The 20,058-nt window shown below is 68.5% G+C and carries 17 protein-coding genes and 2 pseudogenes; 10 read left to right on the top strand and 9 right to left on the bottom strand.

What is annotated here, in order from left to right; genetic code table 11:
* Positions 1 to 9 precede the first annotated feature (9 nt).
* From murJ to trxA, 6 genes are all read left to right on the top strand, one after another.
* Complete coding sequence (murJ, locus tag NNW99_RS18885; protein WP_215120316.1) at positions 10 to 2,319, top strand: murein biosynthesis integral membrane protein MurJ; 2,310 nt, start codon at positions 10 to 12, stop codon at positions 2,317 to 2,319.
* Positions 2,320 to 2,460: 141 nt separating this feature from the next.
* Positions 2,461 to 4,152 carry a protein kinase family protein gene (locus NNW99_RS18880; protein WP_215120315.1) on the top strand — a complete coding sequence of 564 codons (1,692 nt, stop codon included), beginning with the start codon at positions 2,461 to 2,463 and terminating at the stop codon, positions 4,150 to 4,152.
* Between the two features lie 27 nt (positions 4,153 to 4,179).
* Positions 4,180 to 4,905 (top strand): RNA polymerase sigma factor SigM, encoded by a 726-nt coding sequence (sigM, locus tag NNW99_RS18875; RefSeq protein ID WP_215120314.1) that lies wholly within the window; start codon positions 4,180 to 4,182, stop codon positions 4,903 to 4,905.
* A complete protein-coding gene (locus NNW99_RS18870; RefSeq protein WP_215120313.1) occupies positions 4,902 to 5,873 on the top strand; it encodes an anti-sigma factor in 972 nt (323 codons plus the stop codon). Before sigM ends, NNW99_RS18870 begins: the two co-directional genes overlap by 4 nt.
* 167 nt (positions 5,874 to 6,040) lie before the next feature.
* Positions 6,041 to 7,009, top strand: a complete 969-nt coding sequence (gene trxB, locus NNW99_RS18865) for a thioredoxin-disulfide reductase (RefSeq protein ID WP_215120312.1) — start codon at positions 6,041 to 6,043, stop codon at positions 7,007 to 7,009.
* 46 nt (positions 7,010 to 7,055) lie between these two features.
* Positions 7,056 to 7,388 carry a thioredoxin gene (gene trxA / locus NNW99_RS18860; protein WP_184593875.1) on the top strand — a complete coding sequence of 111 codons (333 nt, stop codon included), beginning with the start codon at positions 7,056 to 7,058 and terminating at the stop codon, positions 7,386 to 7,388.
* Positions 7,389 to 7,485: 97 nt separating this feature from the next.
* On the opposite strand, the gene NNW99_RS18855 is transcribed toward trxA, so the two are convergent.
* The 9 genes from NNW99_RS18855 to rpmH form a co-directional block, all read right to left on the bottom strand.
* Positions 7,486 to 8,103, bottom strand: a complete 618-nt coding sequence (locus NNW99_RS18855) for a GNAT family N-acetyltransferase (protein ID WP_215120311.1) — start codon at positions 8,101 to 8,103, stop codon at positions 7,486 to 7,488.
* 319 nt (positions 8,104 to 8,422) lie between these two features.
* A complete protein-coding gene (locus NNW99_RS18850) occupies positions 8,423 to 9,523 on the bottom strand; it encodes a ParB/RepB/Spo0J family partition protein (protein WP_215120310.1) in 1,101 nt (366 codons plus the stop codon).
* A complete protein-coding gene (locus tag NNW99_RS18845; protein WP_215124347.1) occupies positions 9,520 to 10,596 on the bottom strand; it encodes a ParA family protein in 1,077 nt (358 codons plus the stop codon). The genes NNW99_RS18850 and NNW99_RS18845 overlap by 4 nt, the downstream gene beginning before the upstream one ends.
* Positions 10,597 to 10,886: 290 nt before the next feature.
* Positions 10,887 to 11,603, bottom strand: a complete 717-nt coding sequence (gene rsmG, locus NNW99_RS18840; RefSeq protein WP_215120309.1) for a 16S rRNA (guanine(527)-N(7))-methyltransferase RsmG — start codon at positions 11,601 to 11,603, stop codon at positions 10,887 to 10,889.
* A gap of 125 nt (positions 11,604 to 11,728) precedes the next feature.
* Positions 11,729 to 12,238 (bottom strand): R3H domain-containing nucleic acid-binding protein, encoded by a 510-nt coding sequence (locus NNW99_RS18835; RefSeq protein WP_215120308.1) that lies wholly within the window; start codon positions 12,236 to 12,238, stop codon positions 11,729 to 11,731.
* Between the two features lie 15 nt (positions 12,239 to 12,253).
* Positions 12,254 to 13,528 (bottom strand): membrane protein insertase YidC, encoded by a 1,275-nt coding sequence (yidC, locus tag NNW99_RS18830; protein ID WP_215120307.1) that lies wholly within the window; start codon positions 13,526 to 13,528, stop codon positions 12,254 to 12,256.
* Between the two features lie 3 nt (positions 13,529 to 13,531).
* Positions 13,532 to 13,906 carry a membrane protein insertion efficiency factor YidD gene (yidD, locus tag NNW99_RS18825; protein WP_215120306.1) on the bottom strand — a complete coding sequence of 125 codons (375 nt, stop codon included), beginning with the start codon at positions 13,904 to 13,906 and terminating at the stop codon, positions 13,532 to 13,534.
* Positions 13,903 to 14,274 carry a ribonuclease P protein component gene (gene rnpA / locus NNW99_RS18820; protein WP_215120305.1) on the bottom strand — a complete coding sequence of 124 codons (372 nt, stop codon included), beginning with the start codon at positions 14,272 to 14,274 and terminating at the stop codon, positions 13,903 to 13,905. The genes yidD and rnpA overlap by 4 nt, the downstream gene beginning before the upstream one ends.
* 21 nt (positions 14,275 to 14,295) lie before the next feature.
* Positions 14,296 to 14,433, bottom strand: coding sequence for a 50S ribosomal protein L34 (gene rpmH / locus NNW99_RS18815; protein WP_018846094.1), 138 nt, complete (start codon positions 14,431 to 14,433; stop codon positions 14,296 to 14,298).
* Positions 14,434 to 14,807: 374 nt separating this feature from the next.
* Here rpmH and dnaA (NNW99_RS39150) point away from each other — a divergent pair.
* From dnaA (NNW99_RS39150) to gnd, 4 genes and pseudogenes are all read left to right on the top strand, one after another.
* Positions 14,808 to 15,422: pseudogene (gene dnaA / locus NNW99_RS39150) on the top strand (chromosomal replication initiator protein DnaA); the annotation flags it as partial.
* Positions 15,423 to 15,602: 180 nt separating this feature from the next.
* A pseudogene (gene dnaA / locus NNW99_RS39145) lies at positions 15,603 to 16,946 on the top strand (chromosomal replication initiator protein DnaA); the annotation flags it as partial.
* A gap of 881 nt (positions 16,947 to 17,827) precedes the next feature.
* A complete protein-coding gene (gene dnaN / locus NNW99_RS18805) occupies positions 17,828 to 18,958 on the top strand; it encodes a DNA polymerase III subunit beta (protein ID WP_215120303.1) in 1,131 nt (376 codons plus the stop codon).
* A gap of 184 nt (positions 18,959 to 19,142) precedes the next feature.
* Positions 19,143 to 20,018 carry a phosphogluconate dehydrogenase (NAD(+)-dependent, decarboxylating) gene (gnd, locus tag NNW99_RS18800; protein WP_215120302.1) on the top strand — a complete coding sequence of 292 codons (876 nt, stop codon included), beginning with the start codon at positions 19,143 to 19,145 and terminating at the stop codon, positions 20,016 to 20,018.
* Positions 20,019 to 20,058: the final 40 nt, after the last annotated feature.

Raw genomic sequence — 20,058 nt, 5'->3', positions numbered from 1 at the left:
GGGGTAACCATGAACGCGCCGTACGACGGTGACCGCGGCCGTGCCGCGGGCAGCTCGGGCTACCCCGAGTCGGGTGGGCCCGAGGGCCCGCCGGCCGAGCACGGCCAGGTACCGCCGCAGCCCCCCGCGGACATGTACCTCCAGGACGCCTACGACCAGGACCCCTACCGGGCACAGGACCTCTCCGCCCAGGACCCGGTCGCCGAGGCGCTCTACGACCGCGCCGCACACCCACCGCCCCCTGCCGGCACGTACCAGCCGCAGCAGATGTACGCCCAGCCGCCGCAGTCGCCCTACGCGCCCGACCCTCAGGTGTGGGCCCAGACGCCCGCGCCGGAGCCGGAGGGCCCGACACGGCACCTGCCGTACGGCGACGACCCCAGGACCACCCAGTTCGTGGGAGTGGACGATCTGGTCTCCCAGGCGGGCGAGCCGCGCCAGGAACCGGACGCCTTCGCACACCTCTACAGGGACCAGCAGCAGAACAGCGGTCACCCGTCGTACGAGCAGCCCTCGGTCCCCGGACCGTCCCAGGCCCCCGGACAGATGGCCCAGGGCCAGTACACGGCACAGGGCCAGTACGGGGCGCAGGGTCCGTACGGCGCGCCCGGCCAGACCGCACCGGCCCCGCCCCTCGTGGACGAACCGCCCGCCCCGGAGCCCGCTGCCTCGCCGGCTCCCAAGAAGGGCGGTCGCGCCGCAGGGCTGATGAAGTCCAGCGCCGTGATGGCGGCCGGCACGATGGTCTCCCGCCTCACCGGCTTCATCCGCTCCGCGCTGATCGTGTCGGCCATCGGCGTCGGCTTCCTCGGCGACACCTTCCAGGTCGCCTACCAGCTGCCGACGATGCTCTACATCCTCACGGTCGGCGGCGGTCTCAACTCCGTCTTCGTGCCGCAGCTCGTGCGCGCCATGAAGGACGACGAGGACGGGGGCGAGGCGTACGCCAACCGCCTGCTGACCCTCGTCATGGTGGCGCTCGGCGGGCTCACCGCGCTCGCGATCTTCGCTGCGCCGCTCCTGATCCGCCTGATGTCCCCCTCGATCGCCAGCGATCCCGCGGCGAATCAGGTCGCGATCACCTTCGTCCAGTACTTCCTGCCCTCGATCTTCTTCATGGGCATCCATGTGGTGATGGGCCAGATCCTCAACGCGCGCGGGAAGTTCGGCGCGATGATGTGGACCCCGGTCCTGAACAACATCGTCATCATCGTGACGCTGGGCATGTTCATCTTCGTCTACGGCACAGCGGCCGACTCCGGGATGAAGGTCACGACCATCCCGCCGGAGGGCCAGCGGCTCCTCGGCATCGGTGTCCTGCTCGGCCTCGTGGTCCAGGCGCTGGCGATGATCCCCTACCTGCGCGAGACCGGCTTCCGGCTGCGGCTGCGCTTCGACTGGAAGGGCCATGGCCTCGGCAAGGCCATGACGCTCGCCAAGTGGACGATCCTGTTCGTCCTCGCCAACCAGGCGGGCGCCATGGTCGTCGTCTGGCTGTCCACCGCGGCGGGCAAGGCCTCGCCCATGGACGGCACCGGTTTCTCCGCCTACGCCAACGCGCAGCTCATCTGGGGCCTTCCGCAGGCGATCATCACGGTCTCCCTGATGGCCGCGCTGCTGCCGCGTCTGTCGCGGTCGGCGGCCGAGGGCGACGCGGGCGCCGTCCGCGACGACATCTCCCAGGGCCTGCGCACCACGGCGGTCGCGATCGTGCCGATCGCGTTCGGTTTCCTCTCGCTCGGCATCCCCATGTGCACGCTGATGTTCGGCTCCTCGGGCACCAGCGCGGCCACCAACATGGGCTTCATGCTGATGGCGTTCGGTCTCGGCCTGATCCCGTACTCGGTGCAGTACGTCGTCCTGCGCGCCTTCTACGCCTACGAGGACACCCGAACCCCCTTCTACAACACAGTCATCGTGGCCGCGGTCAACGCGGGCGCGTCGGCGGTCTGCTACTTCGTCGTCCCGGCCCGCTGGGCCGTGGTCGGCATGGCCGCCTCGTACGGCCTGGCGTACGCGATCGGTGTCGGCGTCGCCTGGAGCCGGCTGCGCAAGCGGCTGGGCGGGGACCTCGACGGCGCCCGTGTCCTGCGGACTTACGCCCGGCTGTGCATCGCGTCGATCCCGGCCGCACTGCTCAGCGGCGCGGCCTGCTACGGCATCGGCCAGACCATCGGCCAGGGCGTCTTGGGCTCGCTCGCCGGGGTACTGGCCGGCGGTGCCGTGCTTCTCGGGATCTTCTTCGTCGCCGCCCGCCGCATGCGCATCGAGGAACTCAACTCGCTGGTCGGCATGGTCCGCGGACGCCTGGGACGCTGAGTCGGGGGGTAGGCGCACAACCATCGTCAGCCGCCGCGTGTCGTGCATAGCGGCGGACTGTGGGCACAATTGGTTTCGGCGTCGGACGGCGCGCAACGGATGCCGGCCGGCGCGCACATGGATGGGGAGGCAGGAACGACGGTGGCGGAACGTAGTACGGCTGCCGTCGACGTGGCAGACAACAGCGACGACACGTCGCTGACCGCCAAGGCGGACCAGTCCACGGCCGACGGGGTGGCCAAGAACCGGGAGCGGGACACGGACAGCGACGAGGTACAGGAGAGCACCCGGACCGACGGGCCCGGAACGACCTCGCCGCCGGAACTGCACAGCGGGCACAAACTCGCCAGACGCTACCGCCTCGAGGAGTGCGTCACCCGTCTGGACGGTTTCAGCAGCTGGCGTGCCGTGGACGAGAAGCTCCGCCGTGCCGTCGGCGTGCACATCCTGCCCGCCGACCACTCACGGGCCCGCTCGGTCCTGGCCGCCGCACGCTCATCCGCGCTTCTCGGCGACCCCCGCTTCGTCCAGGTGCTGGACGCGGTGGAGGAGAACGACCTCGTCTACGTCGTCCACGAGTGGCTTCCCGACGCGACGGAGCTGACCCCGCTCCTCGCCTCCGGGCCGCTGGAGCCGTACGACGCCTACCAGATGGTCAGTCAGATCTCCTCGGCCATGGCCGCCGCGCACCGTGAGGGTCTCGCCCATCTGCGGCTGAACCCCAACGCCGTGCTGCGCACCTCGACCGGTCAGTGGCGCATCCGCGGGCTCGCCGTGAACGCCGCCCTGCGCGGCGTCACGACCGAGACCCCGCAGCGCACCGACACCGAGGCCATCGGTGCCCTGCTGTACGCGGCGCTCACCCAGCGCTGGCCGTACGAGAGCGACGCCTACGGCCTGGCGGGGCTGCCGAAGGACATCGGCCTGATCGCACCCGACCAGGTGCGTGCCGGTGTGCACCGCGGGCTGTCCGAGCTGTCCATGCGCGCGCTCGTCAACGACGGTGCCACCGCCTCGCGGCACGAGTCGCCGTGCACGACGCCCGAGGAACTGGTGAAGGCGATCGGCGAGATGCCCCGCATCCGTCCGCCGGAGCCGGCGTTCACGGCCCCGCCCGAGTACCAGCGCACGACGTACCAGCAGGGCACGTACGGCCGCCAGGCCCCGCGTCTCGGCGCCACCCAGCCGGTCCCGACCCCGCCGCCCCCGCTGCAGAGCCGCACGGGCAAGGCCCTGAAGTGGGCCGTGTCCGCGCTCCTGATCGCCGCACTGGGCCTCGGAAGCTGGCAGCTCGCGGACGCGCTCATGGACCAGGGCGGCAAGACGGACGAACCCAACCAGACGCAGACACCGGGCGGCGGCGAGAAGAACCAGAAGAGGCCGGTCAGCAAGCCGATCACCATCGAGGGCGCCCAGGACTTCGACCCGTTCGGCAACGACGGATCCGAGAATCCGGACGAGATAGACCAGCTCTACGACACCGCTCCTGGCACCTACTGGGAAACGAGCTTCTACACGAGTGCCGACTTCGGTCGGCTGAAGTCCGGTGTGGGCGTCATCCTCGACCTCGGCAAGGTCCAACAGGTAGGAAAGGTGACTGTGTCCTTCAAGGGGGACACCTCCGCTGAGCTCCGCGCGGCCGGGGACTCGGGTACACAGCCCCAGTCCTTCGACGGCTACACCAAGGTCGCCGACGGCTCAGGTACGACTGTTGCCCTCAAGCCCGATAAGTCGCTCAGCACGCGGTACCTCCTGGTGTGGCTGACCAAGCTGCCACTGACGGAGCAAGGCAACTACCGCGCCCGAGTCGTGGACATCAAGGTGACCAGCTGACGGCATCTGCCTCGAGGAAGGAGGCCGATGGCAGACGGCACCGGGTACGACGGAGTAAGCGATCAGGATCTGCTCGCCCGCCATGTCGAAGGCGACCCCGACGCCTTCGGCGAGATCGTGCGGCGGCATCGCGATCGTCTCTGGGCCGTCGCCCTGCGGACGCTGGGAGACCGCGAGGAGGCCGCTGACGCGGTGCAGGACGCCCTCGTGTCCGCCTACCGGGCCGCCCACACCTTCCGGGGCCAGTCGGCCGTCACAACCTGGCTGCACAGGATCACGGTGAACGCCTGCCTGGACCGCGCCCGCAAGGTCGCCTCCCGGAAGACCTCTCCCGTCGACGACACCGAGCGTCTCGAGCAGCTGCTGGAGCCGCACGAGTCGGCCTCCGCGCCCGCCGAGCGCAATGATCTCCATCGGCAGCTGATCGAAGCCCTGGGGACCCTGCCTGCCGATCAGCGCGCGGCGCTCGTCCTGGTGGACATGCAGGGCTGCCCGGTCGCGGAGGCGGCCCGCATCCTCGACGTGCCGACCGGCACGGTGAAGAGCCGGTGCGCACGCGGCAGAGCCAGACTCCTGCCGCTGCTCACCCATCTGCGGCCCAACAGCGGCGGCGAGGGCAAGAACCCCGGCGGGGAACGGAACCGGACGCAAGAGCCAACCGTCCCACCCGCAGCGGGACCACGCCGAACGGGACCGCCGGACACAGGACCGAGCGACTCAGCCGCAGTGAAGGGCGGAGGTGGACGAGCGTGACGTCGACGACAGACATGGCAGGGCACCCGGACGTCGCGGAGATCTCCGACCTCTCCGAGGGCATCCTCCCTGCGCCCCGGAGCAGCGACGTGCGTCGCCATCTGGACGGCTGTGAGCTCTGCGCGGACGTCTATGCCTCCCTGGAGGAGATCCGCGGCCTGCTCGGCACGCTGCCGGGCCCCCCGCGCATGCCCGCCGAGGTCGCAGGCCGCATCGATGCCGCACTCGCCGCCGAGGCTCTGCTGCACGCCACGGAGCCCGAGGCCGCAGAGGGGCCGGCGCCGGCAAGCGCTCCCCGTTCCGCTTCCGAGCGCGACAGTTCCCGGCACGCCAATTCCGGACGCGACAGTTCCGAGCCCGACAGCGGTGCGCATGTTTCACGTGAAACATCGACACCCGCCGACCGGCCCGCCGGGCGCCCCCGCTCTTCCACCACCGGACCGGGCCGCAAGGGGCGCACACGCAACGGGCGTCGCAGGATTGCCGTTCTGGGGACCGTCTTCACGGTGGCAGCCCTGGGGCTGGGCTCCGTCCTGCTGTCGTCACTCGGCGACAACAAGCCGACCCACGACACAGCGGGCGATCGGCAGACCACCGCTGCGGACACCTTCTCCGAGGGCAAGCTGCAGAAGCAGGTCACCGATCTCCTGGCCAAGAACCAGAGCGAGGAGGGCGGCAGCTCCCGCACCCCGCTCGGTGCGGCGACCGCCCCCGGCACCAATAACCCCAGGGTCCTCAGGGAACCCACCGTGCCCGGCTGCGTCCGTGACGGCATCGGGCGCAAGGACGCGGCCCTGGCTGTCGAGAACGGCACGTATCAGGGGAAGAAGGCCATGCTCGTGCTGCTGCCCAGCGCCTCCGATGCCACCCGGGTCACCGCCTATGTCGTCGACGCGACCTGTGTGGATCACCAGGCGTCCACGGCTGAGGGCAAGGTCCTCCTGGAGCGCTCCTACCCGTCCTCCTGAGCGAGTGCATCGTCTGTGCCCTGCGTGGTATCCAGCACAGTGCCGCATCTCCGTGTGCCCGGACACAGCGGGAATGCGCGCCCCTTAGGATCCGTTGGGTGGTGTGAGAGTCCTGAGGGAAGCTCCCACCGGTCGAACGACGCAGTCCAGAGACGAGGAAACAAGCCGTGAGCGACGTCCGTAACGTGATCATCATCGGCTCCGGGCCCGCCGGCTACACGGCGGCGCTCTACACCGCGCGCGCGTCGCTGAAGCCGCTGGTGTTCGAGGGCGCCGTCACCGCCGGCGGCGCGCTCATGAACACCACCGACGTCGAGAACTTCCCTGGCTTCCAGGACGGCATCATGGGCCCCGAGCTCATGGACAACATGCGTGCCCAGGCGGAGCGCTTCGGAGCGGAGCTCGTCCCGGACGACATCGTGGCCGTCGATCTCTCCGGTGAGATCAAGACCGTCACGGACACCGCCGGCACCGTCCACCGGGCGAAGGCCGTCATCGTCTCGACCGGCTCGCAGCACCGCAAGCTCGGTCTGCCGAACGAGGACGCCCTCTCCGGCCGTGGAGTGTCCTGGTGCGCCACCTGTGACGGGTTCTTCTTCAAGGACCAGGACATCGCCGTGATCGGTGGTGGCGACACCGCCATGGAGGAGGCCACCTTCCTCTCGCGGTTCGCCAAGTCCGTGACCGTCGTCCACCGCCGCGACACCCTGCGCGCGTCCAAGGCCATGCAGGAGCGCGCCTTCGCCGACCCGAAGATCAAGTTCGTGTGGGACAGCGAGGTCGCCGAGATCCAGGGCGACCCGAAGCTCTCGGGCCTGAAGCTGCGCAACCTCAAGACCGGTGAGCTCTCCGACCTGCCGGTGACCGGCCTGTTCATCGCCATCGGCCACGACCCGCGCACCGAGCTCTTCAAGGGTCAGCTCGACCTGGACGAAGAGGGCTACCTGAAGGTGGAGGCGCCGTCGACGCGCACCAACCTGACCGGTGTCTTCGGTGCCGGCGACGTCGTCGACCACACCTACCGCCAGGCGATCACCGCGGCCGGGACCGGCTGCTCCGCTGCGCTCGACGCCGAGCGCTTCCTCGCCGCCCTCGCGGACGAGGAGCAGCCCGAGCCCGAGAAGACCCCTGCCTGAACCCCTCCCTACCCGCCCCACGCACCAACCAGTTAAGGAGCCCGCCGTGGCCGGCACCCTGAAGAATGTGACCGACGACTCCTTCGAGCAGGACGTCCTCAAGAGCGACAAGCCTGTCCTGGTGGACTTCTGGGCCGCCTGGTGCGGTCCTTGCCGCCAGATCGCGCCATCCCTCGAGGCGATCGCCTCCGAGTACGGCGAGAAGATCGAGGTCGTCAAGCTGAACATCGACGAGAACCCGGGTACGGCCGCCAAGTACGGCGTCATGTCCATCCCGACCCTGAACGTCTACCAGGGTGGCGAGGTCGCCAAGACCATCGTGGGCGCGAAGCCGAAGGCCGCGATCGTTCGCGACCTTGAGGAGTTCATCGCCGAGTGAATCGGCTGAGCCCGTCGTAGCGACGGTGCATGTTTCACGTGAAACACGAATGGGCCAACCCGGAAGGGTTGGCCCATTCGTTTGACTGCCGCCTTCTCTACAGCGGCCGCAGCGCCGGTTCCTTCTGTACGGCACCCAGGAGCCGGTCCAGCGCCATCTCGACGTCTTCCTTCCAGGAGAGCGTCGATCTCAGGTCCAGTCTCAGCCGGGGACTGGTGGGGTGCTGCCTGACCGTCTTGAAGCCGACCGCCAGGAGATGGTCGGCGGGCAGCAGACAGGCCGGCTCCTTCCAGCGCACATCTCCGAACGCCTCGATCGCCTTGAAGTCGCGGCGCAGCAGATCCTTGGCGACCGTCTGGACCATCACCCGGCCCAGCCCTTGACCCTGGTAGCCCGGCACGATGAACCCGGTCATCAACTGCACCGCGTCAGGGGAGATGGGACTCGTGGGGAAGGCCGTGGAGCGGGGGACATAGGCGGGAGGGGCGTAGAGCACAAAGCCCACCGGGACATCGTCGACGTACACGACCCGACCGCAGGATCCCCAGTCCAGCAGAACAGCCGAGATCCAGGACTCCTTCTCCAGAGCGGGTGTGCCCGCCTTTACCGCGGCCTCACCGCTGACTGGGTCGAGCTCCCAGAAGACACACGAGCGGCAGCGCTTGGGAAGGTCCTGAAGGTTGTCCAGCGTGAGCGGTACGAGCCGACGCCCCATGAAGGCTGTTCCTCGCTTCCTTCGCCCGCCGCATCGCGGGCGGCTGTCAGAGCGCTCCGTTCCTTGAGGAGACTGCCGATGAACCCACCGACCGCCCCCAGCCCCAAACCGGCGCCCACCAGTCCGGTGCGGCTCATCGTTCCCATGGCCCTGCCTTCCTTTCAGAAGTGCTACCGGTTGATCGCGCCGTATCCCAACGCATCGTATCCACGATGCGATTCCATCGATACCGCCAGAAAGGAAAGAGCGGGCCACGTTCCGGTACACACCGGACACGGCCCGCTCTGTCGGATGCACAGCGGAGAGTCCTGGCGGAGGCTCAGGACTCGCTCTCCTCGGAGTCACTCTCCGAGAGGCTCTTCTGCAGGACCGGCCCCTCCCCGGGAGCGAGGGAACCGAGGATCCGCTCCAGGTCCTCCATGGAGGCGAACTCGACGGTGATCTTGCCCTTCTTCTGACCCAGGTCCACCTTCACCCGCGTCTCGAAGCGGTCCGACAGCCTCGTGGCGAGGTCGGACAGCGCGGGAGAGACCAGGGCACCGGCGCGCGGGCCCTTGGGCCGCTGAGCCTTCTGAGGCCGTGAGCCCATCAGGGTCACGATCTCCTCCACAGCCCGCACCGAGAGCCCCTCGGCCACGATGCGATGAGCCAGCCTGTCCTGCTCCTCCGAGTCCTCGACGGACAGCAGTGCCCGTGCGTGGCCGGCCGAGAGCACCCCGGCGGCAACGCGGCGCTGCACAGCCGGAGAGAGCTTCAGCAGGCGCAGGGTGTTGGAGACCTGCGGGCGGGACCGGCCGATCCGATCCGCCAGCTGGTCGTGCGTGCAGTTGAAGTCCCTCAGCAACTGGTCGTAGGCGGCTGCCTCTTCCAGCGGGTTCAGCTGGGCGCGGTGCAGGTTCTCCAGCAAGGCGTCCAGGAGGAGCTTCTCGTCCTCCGTGGCCCGCACGATCGCCGGGATCGCCTCCAGTCCTGCCTCGCGGCAGGCACGCCAGCGGCGCTCGCCCATGATGAGCTCGTAGCGGGCGGGGCCCACCTGCCGTACGACGACCGGCTGGAGGAGCCCGACCTCCTTGATGGAGGTGATGAGCTCGGCCAGCGCGTCATCGTCGAAGACCTCACGCGGCTGCCGCGGGTTCGGCGTGATGTCGTCGAGGGGGATCTCGGCGAAGTGCGCACCGATGGGCGCCGCAGGCAGGGCGGGAGCGCTGGGCTGAACCGGCTCCTCTGTTTCACGTGAAACAGCCGGCAGCGTCGCTACCTTCGCTGCCGCCACCCCACGGTCGTTCGGCAGTGCGGGCACTGCCGTGGGGGAGGCGGAAGCAGCTCCCCCTGCCGCCGCCTGGGCCACCGATTTCTCCGTGGGGGCAGCAGGGATCAGCGCGCCGAGTCCACGGCCCAGTCCCCTCCGTCGATCGCTCACTGGATGCCCTCCACCATGCTCGGGTCGTTCTGCTGTACGCCGATGTGGGCGTGCGTGGCTTCATAGCTGATGCCGACGCCCTTCAGCGCGATCTCTCGTGCCGCCTCAAGGTAAGAGAGGGCACCACTCGATCCTGGATCGTATGTCAGTACCGTCTGCCCATAGCTCGGCGCCTCGGAGATACGGACGGAGCGGGGGATGCTCGTCCGCAGTACCTCGTCGCCGAAGTGGGTGCGCACCTCGTCCGCGACCTGGGAAGCGAGGCGCGTCCGGCCGTCGTACATGGTGAGCAGGATGGTCGACACGTGCAGGGCGGGGTTGAGGTGCCCGCGCACGAGGTCGACGTTGCGCAAGAGCTGCCCCAGGCCCTCCAGCGCGTAGTACTCGCACTGGATGGGGATCAGGACTTCTTGGCCCGCCACCAACGCATTGACCGTCAGGAGGCCGAGTGAGGGCGGGCAGTCGATGAGGATGTAGTCCAGCGGCTGCTCGTACGCCTGGATGGCGCGCTGCAGCCTGCTCTCCCTGGCCACCAGGGACACCAGCTCGATCTCAGCACCGGCGAGATCGATCGTGGCAGGGGCGCAGAAGAGACCCTCGACATCGGGGACCGGTTGGACGACCTCGGAGAGCGGCTTGCTCTCCACCAACACGTCGTAGATGGACGGAACTTCCGCGTGATGGTCGATGCCCAGCGCCGTGGACGCATTGCCCTGTGGGTCGAGGTCGACCACCAAGACGCGGCCGCCGTGCAGGGCCAGCGATGCGGCAAGGTTGACGGTCGTCGTCGTCTTGCCCACACCGCCCTTCTGGTTGGCGACCACCATGATTCGGGTCTGCTCGGGCCGTGGCAGGCCCTCGCCGGCGCGGCCCAGTGCCTCCACCGCCAGTTGGGCAGCACGACCGATGGGAGTGTCGTCCATCGGAGGCGGTGTTTCACGTGAAACATCCGCCCCCATCGACTCGGTACGGGGACCGGGGACCGGATCGGTCATCGGTCCCGCGATGTTGGCGTCGGACCGCAAGGATTCACTCTCCTCGACTTCAGGCTCGCAATGAACAGAGCCTCCCATGCCTTCGGGGTCGTGAACCAGTGAGGCCTGGCGTTCTGTGGAGAAATCCACCTCTGTGGACAACTCGGTTCCCTCATCGAGTGAACCGAGAGGCTTACGGTCGCGGGGTTCGGCCGCAGCGCGGCCACGACTGATGATGCCGTGCAGCAGTGAGCGACGTTTCACGTGAAACACGATGCACAGCAGCCGTGGCCGAACTGCCGCGACACTCCGGCATGCATCGGTTTGGCAGCTTGTGTGGAGTACGTCTCGTCCTCAGGACGGATCAGCGCAGTCGGAACGGGATCCGCTCAGCGACGCCGACGGGCCCGACCCGTGCGAGCCGCTTTGGCTCGCTTCGCGGCGAAGCGCACACCGCCGGGGCTCTCCCCGACCTCGACCCGTACGACAGTGGACATCGGGTCCACCACGCCCTCACCCACATGCAGGATGGACGTCTCCACGGCACCCAGCTTGCTCAGTGCCGCGGACGCGCTCTTCAGCTCCTCCTCGGCGGCATCGCCCTTGAGCGCGAGCATCTCGCCGTAGGGGCGCAGCAGGGGGACGCCCCAGGTGGCGAGACGGTCGAGGGGTGCGACGGCTCGGGCGGTCACGACGTGGACGGGCTGGATCTTCCCCATGACCTCTTCGGCCCGGCCGCGTACGACCGTCACGTGATCGAGGCCGAGCAGCTCCACGACCTCGGTGAGGAAGTTGGTGCGCCGCAGCAGCGGCTCCAGCAGCGTGATCTTCAGGTCCTCCCGGACGAGTGCCAGGGGAATGCCGGGCAGGCCGGCGCCCGAGCCGACGTCGCACACGGTCACGCCCTCGGGCACGACCTCCGAGAGCACCGCGCAGTTCAGCAGGTGCCGCTCCCACAGGCGGGGCACTTCTCGCGGGCCGATGAGACCGCGCTGTACGCCCGCATGAGCGAGCAGCTCGGCGTACCGCACCGCATCCGCGAAGCGATCACCGAACACCTCGCGCGCCTGCTCGGGCGCGGGGGGAAGCGCCGCTGCCTCCGTCACGGGGGACCGTCCTTCCGTACCGCGTCGGCGCGCCCAGCGCCGACGCCAGAACCACCAGAACTATCAGGCTGACAAAGTTCGGCCCCGCCTGCGCAACAGACGGGGCCGAGGAAACGTAGGGCCGATCAGGCGGGCAGCACGACGACGAAGCGCTGCGGCTCCTCGCCCTCGGACTCGCTGCGCAGGCCCGCGGCCTTGACCGCGTCGTGCACGACCTTGCGCTCGAACGGCGTCATCGGGTCCATCTTCACGGCCTCACCGCTGCTCTTGGCCTCGGCCGCGGCCTTGGCGCCCAGCTCGGACAGCTCGGAGCGCTTCTGGGCGCGGTATCCCGCGATGTCGAGCATCAGACGGCTGCGGTCGCCGGTCTCCCGGTGCACCGCCAGACGGGTGAGCTCCTGGAGCGCCTCCAGCACCTCACCCTCGCGGCCGACCAGCTTCTGCAGGTCGCGGCCCGCGTCGCTGATGATCGAGACGGAGGCACGGTCGGCCTCGACGTCCATGTCGATGTCGCCGTCGAGGTCGGCGATGTCGAGCAGACCCTCCAGGTAGTCCGCAGCGATCTCGCCCTCCTGCTCCAGGCGGGAGAGGGTGTCTGCACCCTCGGCAGCGGCGGAGGTGGTGCCTTCCGTCACGGGATGGACTCCTTCTTACTTCTTGGACGGGGACTTGGGCCGCTGCGGGCCCTTGCGCTGTCCGGACTGGGCCTTGCTGCGGGCACCACTGCCGGACTTCGCGCCGCCCTTCTGGGCAGCGGCGGCGGGCTTGGCGTCGTCGGGCTCGTCGGACTTGCTCAGCGACGTCTTCGGCTCGCCCTCACCGGCCGCCTTCGCAGTACCGGACTGGCGCTGGGACTTGCTCTGGCGCTTGGGCTGCTGACGCTTGGGGGCGGCCGTGGTCGACGTACCGTCCTCGTTCTCGACAGCGGCAGTGGTGTCGCCCTTGATCACGGTGCCGTCGGCCTGGGCGACGAGTCCGGCCTTGGTGAGGCCGTTGATGAACTTGCGCTCGAACTCGTTGCGGTCGCGTCCCTTGGCGACGATCGCCTTGACGACGGCCCGGTCGCGGCGCCGGCCGACCTTGCTGTGCTGCGCGACGTGCTTGTTCAGACGCTCGAGGTACGAGGCCTGGGCCTTGGAACCCGGGGTCGGGTTGTTGTGGATGACGTACATCTGCTGGCCCATGGTCCACACGTTGGTGGTCAGCCAGTAGACGAGGACACCGACGGGGAAGTTGATGCCGAAGACGGCGAACATGACCGGGAAGACGTACATCAGCATCTTCTGCTGCTGCATGAACGGCGTCTTCACCGTGGTGTCGACGTTCTTCGTCATCAGCTGGCGCTGAGTGAAGAACTGCGACGCCGACATCAGGACGATCATGATGGCGGTGACCACACGGACGTCGGTGAGGGAGGCACCGAGTGCTTCCACCTTCGCCGAGCTGTCGGTGAACTTCGCCGCGAGCGGCGCACCGGCGATGTGGGCCTTCTGCGCGCTCTGCAGCAGGCTCTGGTTGATGACACCGATGGTGTCGCCCGTCGCGATGCTGTTGAGCACGTGGTACAGGGCGAAGAAGAACGGCGACTGCGCCAGGATGGGAAGGCACGAGGAGAGCGGGTTGGTGCCCGTCTCCTTGTACAGCTTCATCATCTCTTCGGACTGACGCTGCTTGTCGTTCTTGTAGCGCTCCTGGATCTTCTTCATCTCGGGCTGGAGCGTCTGCATCGCCCGGGTCGCCTTGATCTGCTTCACGAAGAGCGGGATCAGGCAGATACGGATCAGGATCACCAGGGACACGATCGACAGGCCCCAGGCCCAGCCGGTGTCAGGGCCGAAGAGGGCGCCGTACACCGAGTGGAACTGGACGATGACCCAGGAGACGGGTGTGGTGATGAAGCTGAAGAGGCTGGCAATCGTGTCCACTAATCATGCTCCTTGGGCATGGGACGGTGTCTCTGCGGCCGGGCTCGAAGGAGTCGACTGACTTGTGGGAGAAGTCTGTCCCTCGATGGCCGGGTCGGCGGCGGAGGGCCCGCCCTTGCGTGCACGCCACGCGGTACGCAGCATTTCGTGCCACCGCGGGCGCTTGCGCGGCGGGACATGGTCCACACCACCCAGCGACCACGGATTGCACCGCAGGATGCGCCAGGCCGTGAGTGCCGTTCCCTTGATGGCACCGTGCCGGTCGATGGCCGTGTAGCCGTAGCGGGAGCACGACGGGTAGTACTTGCAGACCGGCCCGAGCAGCGGACTGATCGTCCACTGGTAGAGCTTGATCAGAGCCAGCAGCGGGTACTTCATCGCGCGCCCCCTCCCAGCAACCGCTGGAGAGCGGCATCCAGGTCTCGGGCCAGCTGTGCATGGTCGGCGTCACCCGATCCGGGCAGCGCTCGTACGACTACCAGGCTACCGGGGGGCAGCAGGGCGACTCGCTCGCGCATCAGATGGCGAAGCCTGCGCTTCACCTTGTTGCGCACGACCGCGCCACCCACGGCTTTGCTCACGACGAAACCCGCACGCGTCGGGGGAGCGCTCTCCCCAGGCGCATGCGGGTCCGTGGCACCGCTTCGAAGGTGGACGACGAGGTGCGGGCGTCCTGCCCGGCGTCCTCGCCGTACCGCGGTCGCGAAGTCTTCGCGCCGCCTCAGCCGATGCTCGGTAGGCAGCACGACGTCATGACCTGATCGGGATCAGGCGGACAGGTTGGCGCGACCCTTGCTGCGGCGGTTCGCGAGAATCGCGCGGCCGGCACGGGTACGCATCCGCAGGCGGAAGCCGTGGGTCTTCGCGCGACGACGGTTGTTCGGCTGGAAGGTGCGCTTGCTCACTCGGGGGCTCCAGAAGAAATCGGTAGATGCGGGGTGCCGTCCTGGCTGTCACCGTGCGCCCACGAGTAGCTCGCAGTTACGCCCGAGTGCACCGCTGACCGATCACCCAAATGACCTGTGCCCATCGGAGGCAGGCGGCAGCAGCCATCGACAACTCGACCTGGTTACGGTACGCGCGGCTACGCCATCCGGTCAAACCAGGAGTCGCCGGGAGACACTTGTCCACAGGCTGGGGACAACAACTTGAACCGTACCGGCCGCCCTGACTACCGTGACGGAACTCCGATTCGTTCCTTTATCCCTGCCCCACTCGATTTACATCCCGAGCCGTCCCAGAACCACACGTTCGTGGGACCTGTGAGAGAGCGTGCCCTGTGGCTGACGTACCTGCCGATCTTGCCGCAGTGTGGCCACGCGTATTGGAGCAGCTCCTCGGGGAGGGTCGCGGTCAGGGGGTCGAGACCAAGGACGAGCACTGGATCCGGCGCTGCCAGCCGCTCGCGCTGGTCGCGGACACCGCGCTGCTCGCCGTACCGAACGAATTCGCGAAGGGCGTACTCGAGGGCCGGCTGGCGCCGATCGTCAGCGAGACGCTGAGCCGCGAGTGCGGCCGCCCGATCCGGATCGCGATCACCGTCGACGACTCCGCGGGCGAGGCCCCCGCCCCGCCGGCGCCCCCGGCCCGCCCCCAGCAGTCGCGCTACGAGGAGCCCGAGCTCCCCGCCGCGCGCCAGGAACGCGACGGATACGAGGGGTACGGCCGCCACCGCGCCGACCAGATGCCGGGAGGGGCGGGCGATCAGCTTCCGCCTACGCGCGGAGATCAACTGCCCAGCCCGCGCCCCGCGTACCCGTCCGAGTACCAGCGCCCCGAGCCCGGCGCCTGGCCGCGGCCCACGCAGGACGAGTACGGCTGGCAGCAGCAGCGCCTCGGCTTCCCCGAGCGTGACCCGTACGCGTCACCGGGGCAGGACTCCTACGGCTCGCAGGACCAGTACGGCAACAAGGACCAGTACGGCGGCGGCCAGGACCAGTACGGCGGCGGCGCCCAGGACTCGTACAGCTCGCAGGACTCCTACGGATCCCAGGACTCCTACAAATCCCACGGGTCCCAGGACTCGTACGGATCCCACGGCTCCCCTGGAGCTCACGGATCGCATGGATCCCACAGCTCACAGGACTCCTACGGCTCTCACGGCTCCCGCGGCTCCCACGGATCACAGGACTCCTACGGCTCGTCCGCCCAGGACTACCGCCCGCAGTCGATGGAGCGCCCCTCCTACGAGCAGCCGCGCTCCGACTACGACACCGCGCGCCCCGAGTACGACCAGCGCGACGCGGTCCGCCGGGAGCTGCCCGAGCCGCCCGCCGGCTCGGGGCATGTGCATCGTGGCGGCCCCGTCGGCCCGAACCTGCCGACGACCGGTGCGCCCGGCCCGCTGGCCGCGCAGCCCGCGCCGGCGACCGGCCCCGGTGAGCCCACCGCGCGTCTGAACCCCAAGTACCTCTTCGACACGTTCGTCATCGGCGCCTCCAACCGCTTCGCGCACGCGGCCGCGGTCGCTGTCGCCGAGGCGCCGGCCAAGGCGTACAACCCGTTGTTCATCTATGGGGAGTCCGGGCTCGGCAAGACGCACCTGCTGCACGCGATCGGGCACTACGCCCGCAGCCTCTACCCGGGGACCCGGGTGCGGTACGTGAGCTCGGAGGAGTTCACCAACGAGTTCATCAACTCCATCCGCGACGGCAAGGGCGACAGCTTCCGCAAGCGGTACCGCGAGATGGACATCCTGCTCGTCGACGACATCCAGTTCCTGGCGGACAAGGAGTCGACGCAGGAGGAGTTCTTCCACACCTTCAACACGCTCCACAACGCGAACAAGCAGATCGTGCTGTCCAGCGACCGGCCGCCGAAGCAGCTGGTCACGCTGGAGGACCGGCTGCGGAACCGGTTCGAGTGGGGCCTGATCACCGACGTCCAGCCGCCCGAGCTGGAGACGCGTATCGCGATCCTCCGCAAGAAGGCGGTCCAGGAGCAGCTGAACGCGCCGCCGGAGGTGCTGGAGTTCATCGCGTCCCGGATCTCGCGCAACATCCGCGAGCTGGAGGGCGCGCTGATCCGGGTCACGGCGTTCGCCTCGCTCAACCGGCAGCCGGTGGATCTGGGCCTGACGGAGATCGTCCTCAAGGACCTCATCCCCGGCGGCGAGGACTCGGCCCCCGAGATCACGTCGACGGCGATCATGAGCGCGACGGCGGACTACTTCGGGCTGACCGTCGAGGACCTGTGCGGCACCTCCCGGGGCCGCGCGCTGGTCACGGCCCGGCAGATCGCCATGTACCTGTGCCGTGAGCTGACGGACCTGTCGCTGCCGAAGATCGGCGCTCTGTTCGGCGGCCGCGACCACACGACGGTCATGCACGCGGACCGCAAGATCCGCAATCTGATGGCCGAGCGCCGCTCCATCTACAACCAGGTCACCGAGCTGACCAACCGCATCAAGAACGGCTGACGCACCGCGGCAGACCGCCCAGGGCGCTCCCGGAGGAGGTTTCCGGGGGCGCCCTTCGTCATGTCGCGGTCCCCGGCTTCGTCATGTCACGGTCCTCGACTGTTCGATTACCTGCGGGGTTACGGCCACCCTCCACAGATTCAGTGACTTTTTCCCGTCCACATCCTGGGGACCGGGAAGTTGTCCAGACTGTGTCCACAGGGGCCCCTGCTGAGGGGCCATCAGGGCAGGTCACCCGCATGTGGATTCGTGGACGAAGGATCTCCACAGACTGTGGACAGCGAGGGGATCCACAGGCTGTGCATCGAGTTTTCCACCGACAACCCACAGGCTGGGGCCAGTTGTCCCCAGCGATCACCGGCTTCTCCACATCGCTGTCCACTGTTCGGCAACACGACGCGCCTCCTCACTGGGTCGAGTGAAAGGCGTCACACAAAGCTGCCGGGTTGGGCTGTGGGAAACGTGGGTAAAGCTGGGGACGGCGCTGGGGAGAACTCGCCTCTCCCTGTGCACGGTGTGTGCAGAACTTTCTGTTCTCCACAGAGACACCAGGTTGTCCACTGCCGTCACCCACAGGACCGGTGGACAAAATTCCTGCTCTGAGCTGGGAAAACGGGGTTATCCACGGTATCCACAGCCCCTACTACTACTCCCAACTAGAGAGAGCTGGGAATTCGTTTCGAAGCGGGTCCTGTGCACAACTCGCTCTTCGGAGCCCGACCGCCCCTCGTCACGACTTGACCCCGAGAGGCACCTACTGTCAGTGCGGTGCGTCAGACTGGTCCCCGGTGTCCTCCCCGTCCTGGGGACCGTCGACACCGCGACAGACGACGAAGGCCAGGCAGAGCGAGAAGCGCCGGCAACAGCAGGAGGCGGCAACAGTGAAGATCCGGGTGGAACGCGACGTACTCGCGGAGGCAGTGGCCTGGGCAGCGCGCAGCCTCCCGGCCCGTCCGCCGGCCCCTGTCCTCGCCGGCCTGCTGCTGAAGGCCGAGGAAGGCCAGCTCAGCCTCTCCAGCTTCGACTACGAGGTCTCCGCGCGGGTCTCGGTGGAGACGGAGGTCGACGAGGAGGGCACGGTCCTGGTCTCGGGCCGTCTGCTCGCCGACATCTGCCGCGCGCTCCCCAACCGGCCGGTGGAGATCTCCACAGACGGTGTACGGGCGACGGTGGTCTGCGGCTCCTCCCGGTTCACACTCCACACCCTGCCTGTGGAGGAGTACCCGGCCCTGCCGCAGATGCCGAACGCGACGGGCACGGTCCCCGGCGAGGTCTTCGCCTCCGCCGCCGCCCAGGTGGCCATCGCGGCCGGCCGTGACGACACGCTGCCCGTCCTGACGGGTGTGCGCATCGAGATCGAGGGCGACACCGTCACGCTGGCGTCCACCGACCGCTACCGCTTCGCGGTCCGCGAGTTCCTGTGGAAGCCGGAGAACCCGGAGGCCTCCGCGGTCGCCCTGGTGCCCGCCAAGACGCTCCTGGACACCGCCAAGGCCCTGACCAGCGGCGACCAGGTGATCCTGGCGCTGTCCGGCTCGGGCTCGGGCGAGGGCCTGATCGGCTTCGAGGGCGCGGGGCGTCGTACGACGACCCGTCTGCTGGAGGGCGACCTCCCGAAGTACCGCACGCTGTTCCCGACGGAGTTCAACAGCGTCGCCGTCATCGAGACCGCGCCCTTCGTGGAGGCCGTCAAGCGCGTCGCCCTGGTCGCCGAGCGGAACACCCCGGTGCGGCTCAGCTTCGAGCAGGGCGTGCTCATCCTGGAGGCCGGCTCCAGCGACGACGCACAGGCTGTGGAGAGGGTCGACGCGCAGCTCGAGGGCGACGACATCTCGATCGCCTTCAACCCGACGTTCCTGCTCGACGGCCTGAGCGCGATCGACTCCCCGGTCGCCCAGCTGTCCTTCACGACGTCCACGAAGCCCGCGCTGCTCAGCGGCAAGCCGGCGCTGGACGCCGAGGCGGACGACGCCTACAAGTACCTGATCATGCCGGTGCGGCTGAGCGGCTGAGTGTCCCTGCCCCTCGGAAGCCGTCCGTGGTTGTCCACAGGCTGGGGGCAAAGCCGCAGGTGAGGGCCTACGACTGAGCGCGTATGCCCACAGATGTGCGCGAGCGTCCGGGTTTAGGCTCGGACGCGGCACGCGAGTGCCGCAACGCCACGTCGGACACCTGTACACCTAAGGAAAACAACTGATGGAGCTCGGTCTCGTCGGCCTCGGCAAGATGGGCGGCAACATGCGCGAGCGGATCCGCCGCGCAGGCCACACCGTCCTCGGATACGACCGCAACGCGGATCTCGCCGATGTCCACAGCCTGGAGGAGCTTGTGGGCAAGCTCAGCGGCCCGCGCGTGGTCTGGGTCATGGTCCCGGCGGGCGAGGCCACACAGTCCACGATCGACGAGCTCGCCGACCTGCTGGAGCCCGGCGACGTCGTCGTGGACGGCGGCAACTCCCGCTGGACCGACGACGAGAAGCACGCCGAGGAGCTGGCGGCCAAGGGCATCGGCTTCGTCGACTGCGGAGTCTCCGGCGGCGTCTGGGGCCTGGAGAACGGCTACGCGCTGATGTACGGCGGCGACAAGGACAACGTCGCCAAGGTGCGGCCGGTCTTCGACGCCCTCAAGCCGGAGGGCGACTTCGGCGCGGTGCACGCGGGCAAGGTCGGCGCCGGCCACTTCGCGAAGATGGTCCACAACGGCATCGAGTACGCGATGATGCAGGCCTACGCCGAGGGCTGGGAGCTCCTGGAGAAGGTCGACTCCGTGACCGACGTCCGGGACGTCTTCCGCTCCTGGCAGGAGGGCACGGTCATCCGCTCCTGGCTGCTGGACCTCGCGGTCAACGCGCTCGACGAGGACGAGCACCTGGACGGGCTCCGGGGTTATGCACAGGACTCCGGCGAGGGACGCTGGACTGTGGAGGCCGCGATCGACCACGCGGTGCCGCTGCCGGCGATCACCGCGTCGCTGTTCGCGCGGTTCGCCTCCCGCCAGGAGGACTCGCCCCAGATGAAGATGATCGCGGCGCTGCGGAACCAGTTCGGCGGCCACGCGGTCGAGAAGAAGTAGCACGCGACCGAGAGCACGTAAGTCAACACCCGAGCGCCTG

It is taken from the genome of Streptomyces sp. CRCS-T-1 (assembly GCF_024442335.1).
Lineage (GTDB): Bacteria > Actinomycetota > Actinomycetes > Streptomycetales > Streptomycetaceae > Streptomyces > Streptomyces koelreuteriae.
Note: the sequence above shows the minus strand (reverse complement) of the source record. Positions and strands in the feature narration are given on the sequence as shown.